This is a genomic window from Streptomyces sp. NPDC059832 (genome assembly GCF_042731715.1).
Lineage (GTDB): Bacteria > Actinomycetota > Actinomycetes > Streptomycetales > Streptomycetaceae > Streptomyces.
Genome location: NZ_JBHWIY010000023.1, coordinates 94,274 through 110,029, shown reverse-complemented (window position 1 = coordinate 110,029; position 15,756 = coordinate 94,274). Strand labels below are relative to the sequence as shown.

The 15,756-nt window shown below is 71.1% G+C and carries 15 protein-coding genes; 11 read left to right on the top strand and 4 right to left on the bottom strand.

Going from position 1 to position 15,756, the window contains the following annotated elements; all coding sequences use genetic code 11:
* Window positions 1-153 precede the first annotated feature (153 nt).
* Window positions 154-897, bottom strand: a complete 744-nt coding sequence (locus tag ACFV8T_RS31665; protein WP_385334293.1) for a DUF4190 domain-containing protein — start codon at window positions 895-897, stop codon at window positions 154-156.
* A gap of 132 nt (window positions 898-1,029) precedes the next feature.
* Between ACFV8T_RS31665 and ACFV8T_RS31660 the strand changes: the two genes are divergently transcribed.
* The 6 genes from ACFV8T_RS31660 to ACFV8T_RS31635 all read left to right on the top strand — a co-directional run bounded on the left by ACFV8T_RS31660 (window position 1,030) and on the right by ACFV8T_RS31635 (window position 6,913).
* Window positions 1,030-2,064: an adenosine deaminase gene (locus ACFV8T_RS31660; RefSeq protein WP_385334291.1), complete on the top strand. Its 1,035-nt coding sequence runs from the start codon at window positions 1,030-1,032 to the stop codon at window positions 2,062-2,064.
* A 22-nt stretch (window positions 2,065-2,086) separates the two neighbouring features.
* Complete coding sequence (locus tag ACFV8T_RS31655) at window positions 2,087-2,791, top strand: glycerophosphodiester phosphodiesterase (protein WP_385334289.1); 705 nt, start codon at window positions 2,087-2,089, stop codon at window positions 2,789-2,791.
* 67 nt (window positions 2,792-2,858) lie between these two features.
* On the top strand, window positions 2,859-3,659 hold the full coding sequence (locus tag ACFV8T_RS31650; protein ID WP_385334287.1) for an SAM-dependent methyltransferase: 801 nt from the start codon (window positions 2,859-2,861) through the stop codon (window positions 3,657-3,659).
* Between the two features lie 13 nt (window positions 3,660-3,672).
* The gene (locus ACFV8T_RS31645; RefSeq protein ID WP_385334285.1) at window positions 3,673-4,914 is read left to right on the top strand and encodes a sensor histidine kinase; all 1,242 of its coding nucleotides are present in this window, start codon (window positions 3,673-3,675) and stop codon (window positions 4,912-4,914) included.
* Window positions 4,911-5,657: a response regulator gene (locus ACFV8T_RS31640; protein WP_385334283.1), complete on the top strand. Its 747-nt coding sequence runs from the start codon at window positions 4,911-4,913 to the stop codon at window positions 5,655-5,657. The genes ACFV8T_RS31645 and ACFV8T_RS31640 overlap by 4 nt, the downstream gene beginning before the upstream one ends.
* A 56-nt stretch (window positions 5,658-5,713) precedes the next feature.
* On the top strand, window positions 5,714-6,913 hold the full coding sequence (locus tag ACFV8T_RS31635; RefSeq protein ID WP_385334281.1) for a serine hydrolase domain-containing protein: 1,200 nt from the start codon (window positions 5,714-5,716) through the stop codon (window positions 6,911-6,913).
* A gap of 1 nt (window position 6,914) precedes the next feature.
* Here ACFV8T_RS31635 and ACFV8T_RS31630 read toward each other — a convergent pair whose 3' ends face one another.
* The 3 genes from ACFV8T_RS31630 to ACFV8T_RS31620 form a co-directional block, all read right to left on the bottom strand.
* On the bottom strand, window positions 6,915-7,460 hold the full coding sequence (locus ACFV8T_RS31630) for a hypothetical protein (protein WP_385334279.1): 546 nt from the start codon (window positions 7,458-7,460) through the stop codon (window positions 6,915-6,917).
* Between the two features lie 53 nt (window positions 7,461-7,513).
* Complete coding sequence (locus tag ACFV8T_RS31625; RefSeq protein WP_385334333.1) at window positions 7,514-8,677, bottom strand: PotD/PotF family extracellular solute-binding protein; 1,164 nt, start codon at window positions 8,675-8,677, stop codon at window positions 7,514-7,516.
* 189 nt (window positions 8,678-8,866) lie between these two features.
* Window positions 8,867-10,306 carry a gamma-aminobutyraldehyde dehydrogenase gene (locus ACFV8T_RS31620; protein ID WP_385334277.1) on the bottom strand — a complete coding sequence of 480 codons (1,440 nt, stop codon included), beginning with the start codon at window positions 10,304-10,306 and terminating at the stop codon, window positions 8,867-8,869.
* Window positions 10,307-10,484: 178 nt separating this feature from the next.
* Here ACFV8T_RS31620 and ACFV8T_RS31615 point away from each other — a divergent pair, with 178 nt between their 5' ends.
* The 5 genes from ACFV8T_RS31615 (at window position 10,485) to ACFV8T_RS31595 (ending at window position 15,756) form a co-directional block, all read left to right on the top strand.
* Window positions 10,485-10,976, top strand: coding sequence for an Lrp/AsnC family transcriptional regulator (locus ACFV8T_RS31615; protein WP_030569493.1), 492 nt, complete (start codon window positions 10,485-10,487; stop codon window positions 10,974-10,976).
* A complete protein-coding gene (locus ACFV8T_RS31610; protein WP_385334275.1) occupies window positions 10,961-12,340 on the top strand; it encodes an aspartate aminotransferase family protein in 1,380 nt (459 codons plus the stop codon). The genes ACFV8T_RS31615 and ACFV8T_RS31610 overlap by 16 nt, the downstream gene beginning before the upstream one ends.
* Window positions 12,341-12,675: 335 nt before the next feature.
* A complete protein-coding gene (locus ACFV8T_RS31605) occupies window positions 12,676-13,413 on the top strand; it encodes an ABC transporter ATP-binding protein (protein WP_385334273.1) in 738 nt (245 codons plus the stop codon).
* On the top strand, window positions 13,395-14,579 hold the full coding sequence (locus tag ACFV8T_RS31600; RefSeq protein ID WP_385334271.1) for a hypothetical protein: 1,185 nt from the start codon (window positions 13,395-13,397) through the stop codon (window positions 14,577-14,579). The genes ACFV8T_RS31605 and ACFV8T_RS31600 overlap by 19 nt, the downstream gene beginning before the upstream one ends.
* Before the next feature lie 52 nt (window positions 14,580-14,631).
* Window positions 14,632-15,756, top strand: a complete 1,125-nt coding sequence (locus tag ACFV8T_RS31595; protein ID WP_385334270.1) for an LOG family protein — start codon at window positions 14,632-14,634, stop codon at window positions 15,754-15,756.

The following is a 15,756-nucleotide window of genomic DNA, read 5'->3' as shown; positions in this document are numbered from 1 at the left end:
CCTGTGGGTGGATCGGTGGTCGGAGCGGAGGCCGTCAGAGGGAGACCCGGACGCCCGCGGGCCTGGGGGGCCCGGGACCCGCCCCCCCCGGGCCATCGGCAGGAACTGCGGCGCCGGTGCCGCGGGGGTTCCGGCACCGGCGTCCGAGACTTGCTATCGGCTGACGTCGACGACCAGGGACGTGGAGTACGGGTCGTCGTTGTAGCCGCTGTCCTCGAATTCACTGGCGTGGGTGGCGAACAGCCAGATGAAGAAGCTGATGATCGCCACACCGAAAACGATGCCGATGGATCCCATGATGATCCCGGCGAGCGCCTGACCGCTGTTGGTGGCTTCACCGCGCTGCACCCGCTTGCGGCCGAGGATGCCGAAGATCAGGGCCAGTGCGCCCAGGATCAGGCTGGGTATCCCGTAGATGCAGAACATGCAGATGGCCAGGATGCCGAGCACCATGGCCGCGGTGCCCATGCCGTTGGAGGGCGGCGGGCCGCCCCAGGGCGCCTGGTTGTAGCCGGGGTATCCCGGGTAGCCGCCGTACTGCGGGGCCGGTGCGGCCGGGTAGCCGTACTGTCCCGAGACCGGCGGGACCTGCTGGCCCGGTCCGTTCGGTCCGACCGGCGGCGGCGGTACCTCCCCGGGAACGGAACCAGGACCGGGACCGAATCCGGCTCCGGGCACCGGCCCGGTCTGAGACGGCGAACCGAATCCCGGCGGCGGTGCGTCGGTCTGAGCGGGCCCCTCCCCGACGCCCGGCATCGAGGTGACCGTGGGCTGATTGTGCACAGCGGGCGGGCGAGGATCGCCGGCCGGCTTCTCCAGCGGCACCTTGCTGTCCGGCGGAGCCCACGGATCGCGCGGCGCGGCCCCGCCCGCGGGCTGCTCTGTGTTGTCTGACATGGGCCTCCCCCATCGTGGTCCCGTCATGCTACGGCCCCCCTGCCCACCGGCGGACCCGGCCTACGATGATGCCCGTCCCCTGCCCGGCCGACCGTGCCCGGCACCGAACCGTCCCACGCCCCGGAGAGTCCGATGACCGATCTGCACCCCTTCATCGCGGGGCTGCCCAAGGCAGAACTGCATGTCCACCATGTCGGTTCCGCGTCGCCCCGTATCGTCGCCGAGCTGGCCGCGCACCACCCCGACTCCAAGGTCCCCACCGACCCCGAGGCGCTCGCCGACTACTTCACCTTCACGGACTTCGGGCACTTCATCGAGGTGTACCTCTCCGTCGTGGACCTGGTCCGCACCCCGGAGGACGTCCGCCTGCTGACCTTCGAGGTCGCCCGCGACATGGCGCGGCAGAACATCCGTTACGCGGAGCTGACGGTGACCCCGTTCTCCTCGACCCGGCGCGGCATCCCGGAGCAGGCGTTCATGGAGGCCATAGAGGACGCCCGCAAGGCCGCGGAGGCGGAGCTCGGTGTCGTGCTGCGCTGGTGCTTCGACATTCCCGGCGAGGCCGGGCTCGAAGCGGCCGAGGAGACCACCCGGCTCGCCGTGGACCTGCGGCCCGAGGGGCTCGTCTCCTTCGGTCTCGGCGGTCCGGAGATCGGCGTGGAACGCCCGCAGTTCAAGCCCTACTTCGACCGGGCCATCGCCGCGGGCCTGCACTCCGTGCCGCACGCCGGGGAGACCACCGGGCCGCATACCGTCTGGGACGCCCTGACCCATCTGCGCGCCGAGCGCATCGGTCACGGCACCAACTCCGTCCAGGACCCGAAGCTGCTGGCCCACCTCGCCGAGCACCGCATCGCGCTGGAGGTCTGCCCGACCTCGAACATCGCGACCCGGGCGGTGGCGGACATCGAGCAGCACCCGGTCAAGGAGATGGTGGAGGCAGGCGTACTGGTCACCATCAACAGCGACGACCCGCCGATGTTCGGCACCGACCTCAACAACGAGTACGGGGTGGCCGCCCGTCTCCTCGGTCTGGACGAGCGGGGTCTCGCCGCACTCGCGAAGAACGCGGTCGAGGCGTCGTATCTCGACGCGGCCGGCAAGCGGGGGCTGGCCGCCGAGATCGACACGTACACGACGAACTGGCTGGAGCGCGCGGGCCGGTGACCCCGGTGGTCACAATGGCCCCATGGTCACCTCAGTCACCGCCGTGGCCCACCGCGGCGATCCCTACCGTGTCCGCGAGAACACGCTCCCCTCGATCCGCTCCGCCCTCGGACGAGGTGCGGACGCGGTCGAGATCGATGTACGGGTCACCCGCGACGGCGTACCGGTCCTGCTGCACGACGCCACGCTGAAGCGGCTGTGGGGCCACGAGGTACGGCTCGACCGGCTGACCCACGGGGAGCTCACCGAGCTGACCCTGGGCGGTGTGCCCACCCTGCGCGAGGCGCTGCTCACCGCCGGGGCGCACCGCGTCATGGTCGATCTGCCGGGCTCCACCGACAGCTCCGTCAAAAAAATCGTCGGTGTGGTGCACGAGTGCGGGGCCGGCGAGCGGGCGTACTACTGCGCGGGTCCCGACGCCATGCTCCGGGTGCGGGCCGCCGACCCGAACGCCGAGATCGCCATGACCTGGACGACCCTCGCGCCGCCGCGCGCCACGCTGCTCGACGCGGTGCGGCCGCGCTGGCTGAACTACCGGTTCGGCCTGGTGGACCGGGAGCTGACGGACCGGCTGCACCGGGACGGACTGCTGGTCTCCGCCTGGACGGCCGACACCAGGCGGACCATGCGCCGCCTCGTCCGGCACGGCGTCGACTCGATCACCACCAACCGGGTCGACGTCCTGCGCGGCGTCATCGCCAACTCCCCGGCGGACGGCTCTCCCTGACCGGTCCGGCATCATGGGCCTGCCCCGTCGTCCGTGATGCCGGGCCCGGATCAGGAGGAGCAGCGACGTGACCGATCCCCGCACCACCCACGTTCCCGACCGGGTCCGTTCCGACATCGCCCACAACGCGCGGGTCTGGAACCACTGGCTCGGCGGCACCGACAACTACCCGGTGGACCGTGCGGTCGGCGACCGGGTCACCGGCATGTACCCGAGCATCGGCGAAGTGGCGCGCGCCGACCGGGCGTTCCTGGGGCGGGCGGTGGGGTATCTGGCCGGTGAGGCGGGGATCAGGCAGTTCCTGGACATCGGCACCGGTCTGCCGACCGCGGACAACACCCACGAGGTCGCCCGGCGCACCGCGCCCGACTGCCGTGTCGTGTACGTCGACAACGACCCGGCCGTGCTGGCGCACGCCCGCGCACTGCTCGCCGGCTCGCCGCAGGGCGCGACCGAGTACGTCGACGCGGACGCCCGCGACCCGGAGCGAATCCTGCGGGCCGCGCGGCCGACCCTCGACCTGGAGCGGCCGGTCGCGGTCCTGCTCCTGGGCATCCTGAACTTCGTCCTCGACACGGCAGAGGCCCGCCGCATTGTGCGCACGCTGATGGACGCGGTGCCGTCCGGCAGCCATCTGGTGCTCACCCACCCCACCCTGGAGCTGGACGGCGAGGGCAACGAGGCGGCGATGCGGTTCTGGAACGAGAACGCCACGCCGCCGATCACCGCCCGCGGCCGCGCCGAGTTCACCGCCTTCCTGACGGGGCTCGACCTGGTGGAGCCGGGCATCGTGTCGTGCGCGCACTGGCGCGCCGGGCCCGGTGCGGCACAGGTCGCCCAGTTCGGCGCGGTGGCGCGGAAGCCCTGACGGCGCCGGTCCGATGCGGATACGAGACTTCCTGGCGAGAGTGCCGGGACACGCCCTGGGAGCCGGCCCCCGCGGCGGAGACCTGCTCATCGCTCTGCTGGTCCAGGCGGCCATGACCATGCCGTTCGTCGTCCCGCGCGCCCCGGAGCTGCCGGACGCGACGTGGACGGCGTACGGGCTGACCACCCTGATGGTGCTGCCGCTGGTGGCCCGCCGCCGGGCGCCGGTCATGATCCTCATCGCGGTGCTGGCGGCCGGCGCCCTGTACAAGTTCACCGTCGACGGGCCGGGCCAGCCGCTCCCGTACACCGGCCTGGTGGCGTTCTACACGGTGGCCGAACTCTCCTCGCCGCCGAAGCGGATCGGGATCGCGGTGCTCACGGCGCTGGCGGTGCTGATCTCGGTCGGACTGGGCAGCAACGACATGCGGGAGCTGCTCTTCTCCCTGTTCGTGTTCGCGGCGGCCTACGCCTTCGGCCGGCTCACGGTGACGCGCAAGGCCTATCTGCGCGCGGTGGAGGACCGGGCCCGTCAGCTGGAACTGACGCACCGGATCGAGGCCGAACAGGCCGCGGCCCGCGAACGGGCCCGGATCGCCCGGGAGATGCACGACATCCTGTCCCATGCGGTGAGCCTGATGATCGTGCAGGCGGAGGCCGGGCCGGTGGCGGTCCGCGCGGCGCCGGAACGTGCCGAGGCGGCCTTCGACGCGATCTCGGAGACGGGCCGGGACGCGATGGTCCAGTTGCGCCGGATGCTCGGTGTGCTGCGCGAGAACGAGGGCCCGCCCGACGCGCCGCGGGAGCCCCAGCCCGCGCTGGCCGAACTGCCCGGTCTCGTGGAGCGGGTGCGCGGCAGCGGTCCGGCGGTCTCGTACGAGGTCACGGGGCATCCCCGCCCGCCGGGCCTGGCGGTCGAGGCGACCGTCTACCGGATCGTGCAGGAGGCCCTGACGAACGTGGTCAGGCACGCGGACGCGGCGACGGTCCGTGTCCGGGTGGATCACGGCCCCGAGACACTGACCCTCACCGTCACCGATGACGGACGGGGCCCCGGTGGCGGCTCCGGGCTGGGGCTGGTCGGCATCCGGGAACGTGCCTCCGCGCACGGCGGCACGGCCCGCACCGGCGCCGGTCCGGGCGGCCGGGGGTTCCGGGTCCGGGTGACGATTCCGCGGACGCGGCCGGAACCGGGGACGGGGACGGGGACGCGGCAGGAGCGGGAGACGGAGCAACGGACAGGAGCGGGAAGTTGACGATCCGTGTGGTGGTGGCCGATGACCAGGAGCTGGTGCGCAGCGGCTTCGCGATGATCCTGGACGCGCAGCCGGACATCGAGGTGGTGGCCGAGGCGGGCGATGGCCGGGCGGCGGTCGAAGCGGTACGGCGGCTGGCGCCCGAGGTGGCGCTGCTCGACATCCGGATGCCCGGCACGGACGGCATCGAGGCCTGCCGCACCATCAGCGCCGGGACCGGCTGCCGGACGGTCATGCTGACCACCTTCGACTCCGACGAGTACGTCTACGAGGCGCTGCACGCGGGCGCGAGCGGTTTCCTGCTCAAGGACGTCCGCCGCGACGACCTGGTGCACGCGGTACGGGTGGTGGCGGCCGGGGACTCGTTGCTGGCTCCTTCGGTGGCGCGCCGGCTGATCGCCGAGTACACCTCGCGCCCGCCCGCAACGGCCGTGGCACCGTCGGCGCGCCTGGACGTACTGACCGCCCGGGAGCACGAGACGCTGCTGCACCTGGCCCGCGGGCTGTCGAACGCGGAGATCGCGGCGGCGCTGGTCGTCAGCGAGCACACGGTGAAGACCCATGTCGGCAATGTGCTGTCCAAGCTGGGTCTGCGCGACCGGATCCAGGCGGTGATCTGTGCGTACGAGTGCGGCGTCGTCACTCCCTCTCCGGAGGGAGGGCCTGCCTCCTCCTCCCCCGCGCAGGGGAGGAGGCCTCCCTCCGGGAAACCCCCGGCCGGGGGATCCGGCCGGGCGCGCTGATCAACAGGATGGAATCCGTCAGCAGTTGAGGATTCCACGCCCGGGAGGCACCGGACATGAACACCCGCACGTCCCGCACCGTCGTCGCAGCAGCACTGGTCCTCGGCATCGCCGCGGGCCCCGCCGCACCGGCCCTGGCGGCGGCCGGTACCCCGGCTGCCACGGGCCACGCCGCGCCGAAGGAGCTCGCCCTGGAGGCTCCGGACGCCGGGGCGCTGCGGGCCGCGATCCACGGGCTTCCGAAGGACGACGCCACGGCCGCGCTGGTGCGGGTCTCGGGGACCGGGGGCGGCTGGCGGGGCAGCGCCGGCGTCCACGACCTGGCCTCCGGACAGCCGGCGGACCCGGACGGCCGCTTCCGGGCCGGTTCGGTCACCAAGGTCTTCACGGCGGCCGTCGTACTGCAACTGGCCGGGGAGGGCAGGCTCGGCCTGGACCGTCCGGCCCGGCACTATCTGCCGGACCTGATCCCGGCGGCGTACGGGAAGGTCACGGTGCGCCAGCTGCTGAACCACACGAGCGGCATCCCGTCCGTCGGCTCGGGCGGCGACACCCTGGAGGAGTGGTACGCGCACCGCTTCGACCTGCACGACTCGGCGGAGACCGTACGCGAGGCCACCGCGCACCGGCCGGACTTCGCGCCCGGCACCCAGCAGCACTACGCAAACATCGGGTACACCGTGGCAGGCCTGCTGATCGAGCGGGTCACGGGTGACACGTACGCCTCGCAGGTCTCCCGCCGCATCCTGGAGCCCCTGCGCCTGAAGGACACGTATTTTCCCGGCACCGACCCGACGATTCGCGGGCCGCACAACCACGGCTACCAGCTCTTCGGCACAGTCGGTGAGCTGCGCGATGTGACGGTGTGGGGGGCGACGGACGCCTGGGCGGCGGGGGACCTGATCTCGACCACCGCCGATCTGGAGCGTTTCACTCGGGCGCTGTTCAGCGGGCAGGTGGTGCGCGGGCCGCTGCTCCAGGAGATGTTCACGCTGCCCGGCGCATCGGTGCGCGAGTACGGCACGGGCAAGCCTGCCGCGTTCAGCGCGGGTCTCTCGGTGATGAGACTGGGCGGACGCGAGGTCTGGGGCAAGACAGGTGGCCGCTGGGGCTACAACACGGCCGTCGCGGCCACCCGTGATCTCTCCCGGACCCTCGTCTACAGCGTCAACGCGACGGACGCGAAGGGGGAGGGCATGAATCCCACGGCGATGAACATAGTGGTGGCTGCCTTCGGCGCCCCGTCGGCAGAGTGACTCAGACCGCCTGAGCGGTCGTCGGAGCGGGCTCCGGCAGCGGGGTCCGCTCCATGGCCTCCAGTCGCTTGATCATGCGGCGCACGACGAGCAGCGGGATCACCCCGAAGACGCCGAACGACATGTCGATGACGGACCACCAGAAGGGGATGCCACGGATGGGCCCGCAGATCAGCGCGAGCGGGATGATCCCGGCGCAGGCGATCATGCCGAACTCGATGACCCAGATGTTGCGGACCGGGTCGCGGTAGGGGCCGTAGAAGGCGACCGCGATGACGAGATGGGCGAAGGCCAGCCAGTCGGTGCCGTACAGCACGAAGGGGTATTTCGCGTCGGCCTCGTCGAGGCCGGTGCGGACCTTGGTGATCCACTCCATCAGTGCCGGGAAGTGCTCCGGCACGGGAGAGGCCGAGGACCTCAACAGATCCTCGGCCCAGTGGAGTTCATGGACGAGCGGGAAGGCGGTCAGCCCGCTCAGGACCAGACAGACGATAAAGACGGCCAACCACACGCGTATGCGCCTCAACAGGGCTCTTCGCTCGCTCATGTCCGCAGCGTACGCCCGCGTTTACCAGCCCTTTACGCCACCCCTGGTACGGCTCACAGCCCGACGATGGAGTTCCATTTCTTCGCGAACTCGGTGCGTTCCTCGGACGTGACGTCGCGGGCGATCACGAGCCGCTTGCGCATCGCGTCGTCGGGGAAGATCAGCGGGTCCTCGGCGAGTGCGGCGGTCTCCTTGTCCTTGGCGGAGGCCAGCACCTCGCGGGCGGCCGGAACGGGGCAGACGTAGTTGACCCAGGTCGCCAGTTCGGCGGCGACCTCCGGCTCGTAGTAGTAGTCGATGAGCTTCTCCGCATTGCGCTTGTGGCGCGCGAGGTTGGGGATCATGAGCGATTCCGACCAGAGCTCGGCCCCCTCCTCGGGAACGACGAACTCGATCTCCGGGTTGTCGGCCTGGAGCTGGATGACGTCGCCGGAGTAGGCCTGGCAGGCGAGCACATCGCCGGTCGACAGGTCCTTGATGTAGTCGTTGCCGGTGAAGCGGCGGATGTGCCTCTTCCTCACCAGCTTCTCGACCTGGTCGCACACCTGGTAGAAGTCGTCCCGCTGCCAGCGGGTGATGTCGACGCCGTTGCCCTGCATCAGCAGGGCGAAGGACTCGTCGAGCCCGGACAGCAGCGTCACCTTGCCGCGCAGGTCGTCCGCCCACAGATCGCTCAGGTGCTTGATCTCGCGGCCGAGCCTCTTGCGGTTGTACGCGATGCCGGTGATCCCGGACTGCCAGGGGACGCTGTGCATCCGGCCCTTGTCGAAGGCGGGCGACCGCAGTTGCGGGTCCAGGTACTTGGCGACGTTCGGCTGCTTCGCCCGGTCCATCTCCTGCACCCAGCCCAGCCGGACGAACCGGGCGGACATCCAGTCGCTGATGACGACGAGGTCGCGGCCGGTCTCCTGGTGGTTCATCAGCGCCGGGCTGATCTTCCCGAAGAACTCGTCGTTGTCGTTGATCTCCTCGGTGTACGTGACGGAGATCCCGGTCCGCCTGCCGAAGGCATCGAGGGTGGGCCGCTTCGACTGGTCCTCGTCATCGGTGTCGATGTAGAGGGGCCAGTTCGCGAAGTGCAGGGTGTGGTCGCTCGCCGAGGTGTCTCGTCGGGCGCGGTCACCGGGCTCCACATAGGCGGCGGGCACTCCGCAGCCGGCCAGCGTGACACCGGCCGCCGTGGCTCCGAGGGCGCGCAGCAGGGACCGGCGGGACATGGGGTTCTTCGGGGTTGCTCGCACCTGCGCAGGATGCCGGTCGGCCGGCGGGGCGGGCAATGGACCAACCGTCCAGCGGCACACGCTCCGTCCGCACACCCTGTCGATGCCGGGGAACGGTTCGACGCCGGGGAACGGTGACGGCCCCGGGCGGGTGCCCGGGGCCGTGACCTGCCTGCTGACGGGATATCAGTCGTCGAGCGAGGTCATGACGTGCTTGATGCGGGTGTAGTCCTCGAAGCCGTACGCGGAGAGGTCCTTGCCGTAGCCGGACTTCTTGAAGCCGCCGTGCGGCATCTCGGCGACGAGCGGGATGTGGGTGTTGATCCACACGCAGCCGAAGTCGAGGTTCTTGGACATCCGCATGGCGCGGGCGTGGTCCTTGGTCCACACCGAGGAGGCCAGGGCGTACTCGACGCCGTTGGCGTACTCGACGGCCTGGGCCTCGTCCGTGAACTTCTGGACGGTGATGACCGGGCCGAAGACCTCGTTCTGGATGATCTCGTCGTCCTGCTTGAGGCCGGAGACGACGGTCGCGGCGTAGAAGTAGCCCTTGTCGCCGACCCGGTGGCCGCCTGCCTCGACCTTGGCGTGGGCGGGGAGGCGCTCGATGAAGCCGCTGACCTGCTTCAGCTGGTTGGCGTTGTTGAGCGGGCCGTACAGCACGTCCTCGTCGTCCGGCTGCCCCGTCTTGGTGTCGGCGGCGGCCTTGGCGAGCGCGGTGACGAACTCGTCGTGGATGGACTCATGGACCAGGACGCGGGTCGCGGCCGTGCAGTCCTGGCCGGCGTTGAAGTACCCCGCGACGGAGATGCCCTCGACGGCCTTGGCGATGTCGGTGTCCTCGAACACGACGACCGGGGCCTTGCCACCGAGCTCCAGGTGGACCCGCTTGACGTCCTTGGAGGCGGACTCGGCGACCTGCATGCCGGCCCGTACCGAGCCGGTGATGGAGGCCATCGCCGGGGTCGGGTGCTCGACCATCGCACGGCCGGTGTCCCGGTCGCCGCAGATGACGTTGAAGACACCCTTGGGCAGGATCTGGCCGATGATCTCGGCGATCAGCACGGTCGACGCCGGGGTGGTGTCGGACGGCTTGATGACGACGGTGTTGCCCGCGGCGAGCGCCGGGGCGAACTTCCAGACGGCCATCATCATCGGGTAGTTCCACGGCGCGACCTGCGCGCAGACGCCGACCGGCTCGCGCCGGATGATGGAGGTGAGGCCCTCCATGTACTCGCCGGCCGAGCGGCCTTCGAGCAGCCGCGCCGCACCCGCGAAGAAGCGGATCTGGTCCACCATCGGGGGGACCTCTTCGGTGCGGGTGAGTTCGAGCGGCTTGCCGGTGTTCTCCGACTCGGCGGCGATGAGGTCCTCGGCGCGCTCCTCGAAGGCGTCCGCGATCTTCAGCAGGGCCTTCTGGCGCTCGGCGGGCGTGGCGTCGCGCCAGGCGGGAAAAGCGGCCGCGGCGGCGTCCATCGCGGCATCGACATCGGCCTGTCCGGAGAGCGGCGAGGTCGCGTAGACCTCTTCCGTCACCGGGTTGACCACATCGATGGTCCGCCCGTCAGCGGCGTCCCGGAACTCTCCGTTGATGTAGTTGCGCAGACGGCGCACCTCGGTGGTCACAACCACCCCTCCTGTCGACACGTCCAATGGGTGAGATGCCCAGGGTAGTCGCTCGGGTGTCGCTTTCGACATACCCAACCGCCGTGAACTTCGGATTCAGTGAGATCCGGACCTTCAAACAACGAATTTCATCGATCTGGGGTTGCCAGACAGACGAGTCCCGGTGCACAGTGGATGCGTGGCCAGTCGCAGCGCAGACTCCAGGACCGGGAACGGATCGTCACCAGCGGTCGATGCCGTGTCCCTCGCAATCATCGAGCAGCTCCAGGAGGACGGGCGCCGTCCGTACGCCGCGATCGGCAAGGCCGTCGGCCTCTCCGAGGCGGCCGTGCGGCAGCGCGTCCAGAAGCTGCTCGATCAGGGCGTGATGCAGATCGTCGCCGTCACCGATCCCCTCACCGTGGGATTCCGGCGGCAGGCGATGGTCGGCATCAATGTCGAGGGCGACCTCGATCCCGTCGCCGAGGCGCTGTCGGCCATGGCCGAGTGCGAGTACGTGGTGATGACCGCGGGCTCCTTCGACCTGATGGTGGAGATCGTCTGCGAGGACGACGACCACCTGCTGGAAACGATCAACAAACGCATCCGGACCCTCCCCGGCGTGCGCTCCACCGAGAGCTTCGTGTACCTGAAGCTCAAGAAGCAGACCTATATGTGGGGAACCCGATAGCCGTGAGCAAGGACCTCAGCCGAACCGCGTACGACCACCTGTGGATGCACTTCACCCGCATGTCGGACTACGAGAACGCGCCCGTTCCCACCATCGTGCGTGGCGAGGGCACCTACATCTTCGACGACCAGGGCAAGCGTTACCTGGACGGCCTGTCCGGCCTGTTCGTGGTCAACGCCGGTCACGGCCGTCACGAGCTCGCCGAGGCGGCCTACAAGCAGGGCCAGGAGCTGGGCTTCTTCCCGGTGTGGTCCTACGCCCACCCGAAGGCCGTCGAGCTGGCCGAGCGCCTGGCCGACTACGCACCGGGCGACCTCAACAAGGTCTTCTTCACCACCGGTGGCGGCGAGGCCGTGGAGACCGCCTGGAAGCTGGCCAAGCAGTACTTCAAGCTCCAGGGCAAGCCGACCAAGTACAAGGTCATCTCGCGTGCGGTCGCCTACCACGGCACCCCGCAGGGCGCCCTGTCCATCACCGGCCTGCCGGCCCTGAAGGCCCCCTTCGAGCCGCTGGTCCCCGGCGCGCACAAGGTGCCGAACACCAACATCTACCGCGCCCCGATCCACGGCGACGACCCCGAGGCCTTCGGCCGCTGGGCCGCCGACCAGATCGAGCAGGAGATCCTCTTCGAGGGCCCGGAGACCGTCGCCGCGGTCTTCCTGGAGCCGGTGCAGAACGCCGGTGGCTGCTTCCCGCCGCCGCCCGGATACTTCCAGCGCGTGCGCGAGATCTGCGACAAGTACGACGTGCTGCTCGTCTCCGACGAGGTCATCTGCGCCTTCGGCCGCCTCGGCACGATGTTCGCCTGCGACAAGTTCGGCTACGTGCCGGACATGATCACCTGCGCCAAGGGCATGACCTCGGGCTACTCCCCGATCGGTGCCTGCATCGTCTCGGACCGCATCGCCGCGCCGTTCTACGAGGGTGACAACACCTTCCTGCACGGCTACACCTTCGGTGGCCACCCGGTCTCCGCGGCGGTCGGCCTCGCCAACCTCGACATCTTCGAGCGCGAGGGCCTCAACCAGCACGTCCTGGACAACGAGAACGCGTTCTTCACGACGCTGCAGAAGCTCCTCGACCTGCCGATCGTGGGCGACGTCCGCGGCAACGGCTTCTTCTACGGCATCGAGCTGGTGAAGGACAAGGCCACCAAGGAGACCTTCACCGACGAGGAGACCGAGCGCGTCCTGTACGGCTTCCTCTCCAAGGCGCTGTACGACAACGGTCTGTACTGCCGGGCCGACGACCGCGGCGACCCGGTCGTCCAGCTCGCGCCGCCGCTGGTCTCCGACCAGTCGACGTTCGACGAGATCGAGGGCATCCTGCGCGCCGTCCTCACGGAGGCGTGGACCAAGCTCTGACCGGCACGACGACCGGCCGGCCGACCACGGATCGGCCGCCGGTCGGCCGCCCGGCCGTCCGGCCGGCGGGTCAGGGGCTCCCGCGCCCCCGGCCCATCGGACCGGCCTTTCCGGCTTGACCCTCGTTTGACCACTGCTTGACCGGCTTCCAGCCGTCATCCTCATACGGTCCGCACGGCCCGGATGCGCCCATTCGAGTGGGAAGGGGCGCATCCGGGCCGTGTGCTGTGCGCTCACCGCGGTTCGAATCCTTACGGTGCCGAGTGACCGATCGGCCCTCTCTTCGTTCCCCCGTACGGGGGACGGGAATTACGATCTGAACCGAGGTGTACGCCATGGTGGCTCCGCCGGACAACGACGTGATCTGGGCGCGTTCCCTGCACCATTCCCACAGCGGCTCACCCGCGCTCGGCGGCGTCTCCCTGGGCGTCCGCGACGGCGAGATCCTCGCCGTGACCGGCCCCCGGGGCTGTGGCAAGACGACCCTGCTGCACTGTCTGTCCGGTCAACTGGTGCCCGAGCAGGGCGAGGTGTGGTTCAACAGCGTCCCCGTCCACACCATGGGACCCCGGTTGCGTGAACGGCTGCGCCGCGACAGGTTCGGCTGGATCGCCCCCGAGCCCCAGCTCGTGCCCGAGCTGAACACCTGGGAGAACACGGCCCTTCCGCTGCTGCTGCGCGGCACCCCCCGCCGGGAGGCGAAGAAGGCCGCCCTGGAGTGGCTGGAACGGCTCGACATCGGCCCATGCGCCAGACAGCGACCGCACACCCTGCTCCAGGGGCAGCGCCAGCGGATCGCCGTGGCCCGCGCCCTGGCCGGCGCCCCCACGGTGATCTTCGCCGACGAGCCGACCGCGACGCTGCACCGGAGCGACCGGACGCATGTGCTGCGCACCCTCACCAGCGCGGCCCGTTCGCACGGCATCACGATCGTGTTCGCCACCCATGACGCGGAGATCGCCGCCCTCGCCGACCGCACGGTCCCGCTGCTGGACGGCCGCCGCGTCGCCACCGTCGCCCTGCCCGCCGTGTCCGATACGGAAGGCCGCGCGGCGTGCTCGCTCTCCGTCTAGCCCGGGGTTCCCATCCGCTGGTCCTGCTGCGGCGACTGCTGGTCGCCGCCGCCTCCGCCGGCGTCGGATTCCTGCTGCTGTGCACCCTGAGCTACGCGTCGGGGCACCCGGCGCACTCCACCGGGGCCGTGCTGCGCCTGCTGTGGTGCTTCGTGCCGCTCGCCGCCACCGTGCAGTTCGCGGTCGCGGTGGCACGTACGGACCCGAGCACCCGGCCGCGCTCCGGACTGTCCTCGGTGGGCCTCGGGCCGGTCCGGCTCGCGGTGCTCGCCGCGGTCTCCACCGCCGTCTCCTGCACCCTCGGGTCGATGGTGGCGCTGCTGTTCTTCCTGCATCTGCGCGGTGATCTGTCCGGGCTGCCGTTCGACGGCGCGGCGGCCGGGCTGCTCGACGCCGAAGCCCCGCTGCCGCTCGCCGCCGCGCTCGTGCTGCTGGCCCTGGTCCCGGTGGCCGCGGCGACGGCGAGCGCGCTCGCGATGCGCGCCGAGCCGGTCTCGACGGCGGCCCCGGACAACGCCTCATCGGACGTCCTGACGGAGCCGGAGGCACCCGATCCGGCGGCGCCGCCGACGGGGCTGCCGTGGGGCGTGGCGCTGACCGCGGTCGGCCTCGCCGTGGAGGCGTACATGAGCCGGGGCGACGGCCACAGCCTGCTCCCGCTGCCCGGCAGGCTGGACGCCACCCCGGCCGGGATGCTGGCGGGATGGACGCTGACGGCGGCCGGGCTGGCCGTGGCGGGTCCGGGCCTGGCCCATCTGTGCGGGCGGCTGCTGCAGGCGGTGCGCCCCGGCGCCGTACGTCTGCTGGCGGGCCGGGTGCTGATGGACGAGTCACGCCGGATCGGCCGGCCGCTCGGTGTGGTCTGCGCGGTGCTCGCCGCGGCTGTCGGCGGATACGCGCTGTACGGGGCGGGAGCACACCGCCTCGGCCCGCTCACGGCACTGGGCGCGGTACTCGTGCTCGGCTGCACGACGGCGACGCTGCTGACCTCGGCGCTGGAGTCGAGGCAGGCCCGCGCACAGACGGCGCAGGCGCTGCTGCGGCTCGGCGCCCCGGCATCGGCGCTGCGGGCCGCGACGGCCCTGCGCGCCGCCGTACTGCTGCTCGTCTTCGCCCCGCTGACCTGGCTGATCGCGGAGCTGGCCGCACTACCGCTGACGGCCTGAGGACGCGCCGCGGCCCGGGGCCGGTCCGGCGGCCGCTACGTAGCATGACACCGTGGACAATCCGGACAACGCCGGTTCCCTGCCCGGCCCCGAGATCGAGTCGCTCGCCGAATTCGACGAGGCGGTCGCCTCGGGGACGCTGGCCGGACACCGGATCCAGTCCGTCGACCTGACCGACCGGGGCGCCGCCCTGCTGGCCGCGGATACGTCCGGCGCCGTCTTCCTCGGCTGCCGGATGGAACCCGGGGCGGCGGCGAAGGTGCGGGCCGACGGCGCGTTCGTCTTCCCGCCCGTGCCCGGACTCCCCTTCGATCCGTACCGCGGCAGGCTCTACTCCCCCGACGCGCTCTACGCGGGGCTGTCGGACGGCGGTTACGCGGCGACGCCCGACGCCCGCGCCTACCGCTGGTTCCAGCAGACGCGGGCGAACGGCGACACCTTCGCGTCGATGCTGCGGGCGCTCCACGACGACGCGGTCTCCGACGCGCTGGACGAGTTCCTCGCCGGCGCCCGCGTGGTCGGGGTCATGGGCGGCCACGCGACCGCCCGCGGCAGCGCCCCGTACGCGGCCGCGGCCCGGCTGGGACGGACACTCGCCCGGGACGGCCTGACGGTGGCCACCGGCGGTGGGCCCGGCGCGATGGAGGCCGCGAACCTCGGGGCGTACACGGCGCCGCACCCCGATCCCGTGCTGGACGAGGCCTGCGCGCTGCTGGCCGCGGCGCCCTCGTTCACCCCGTCGGTCACCGACTGGGCGCTGGCCGCCTTCGACGTACGCGGGCGTTGGCCGGGCGGCGGCGGTTCCGTCTCGATCCCCACCTGGTTCTACGGGCACGAGCCGCCGAACCCGTTCGCGGACCGCATCGCCAAGTACTTCGCCAACGCGCTCCGCGAGGACGGGCTGCTCACCCGGTCCACGGCGGGCGTGATCTTCCTGCCCGGCGCGGCCGGCACCGTACAGGAGATCTTCGACAACACGACGCCGAACTACTACGGCTCCCTCGGCGGGCCGACCCCGATGGTGCTGGTCGACCGCGCCCACTGGACGCGCACGCTGCCCGCGTGGCCGCTGCTGCGCGCGCTGGCCGCCGGCCGGGCGATGGAGCCCCGGATCGCGCTCGTGGACACGGTGGACGAGGCCCCCCAGGCGCTCGCCCGGCTGTCGGCGAAACCGTAG

Excerpts from the sequence above, each read along its gene's own strand:
- ACFV8T_RS31665 (WP_385334293.1), bottom strand. The coding sequence starts at position 897 with ATGTCAGACAACACAGAGCAGCCCGCGGGCGGGGCCGCGCCGCGCGAT.
- ACFV8T_RS31660 (WP_385334291.1), top strand. The coding sequence starts at position 1,030 with ATGACCGATCTGCACCCCTTCATCGCGGGGCTGCCCAAGGCAGAACTG.
- ACFV8T_RS31655 (WP_385334289.1), top strand. The coding sequence starts at position 2,087 with ATGGTCACCTCAGTCACCGCCGTGGCCCACCGCGGCGATCCCTACCGT.
- ACFV8T_RS31645 (WP_385334285.1), top strand. The coding sequence starts at position 3,673 with ATGCGGATACGAGACTTCCTGGCGAGAGTGCCGGGACACGCCCTGGGA.
- ACFV8T_RS31635 (WP_385334281.1), top strand. The coding sequence starts at position 5,714 with ATGAACACCCGCACGTCCCGCACCGTCGTCGCAGCAGCACTGGTCCTC.
- ACFV8T_RS31630 (WP_385334279.1), bottom strand. The coding sequence starts at position 7,460 with ATGAGCGAGCGAAGAGCCCTGTTGAGGCGCATACGCGTGTGGTTGGCC.
- ACFV8T_RS31625 (WP_385334333.1), bottom strand. The coding sequence starts at position 8,677 with ATGTCCCGCCGGTCCCTGCTGCGCGCCCTCGGAGCCACGGCGGCCGGT.
- ACFV8T_RS31605 (WP_385334273.1), top strand. The coding sequence starts at position 12,676 with ATGGTGGCTCCGCCGGACAACGACGTGATCTGGGCGCGTTCCCTGCAC.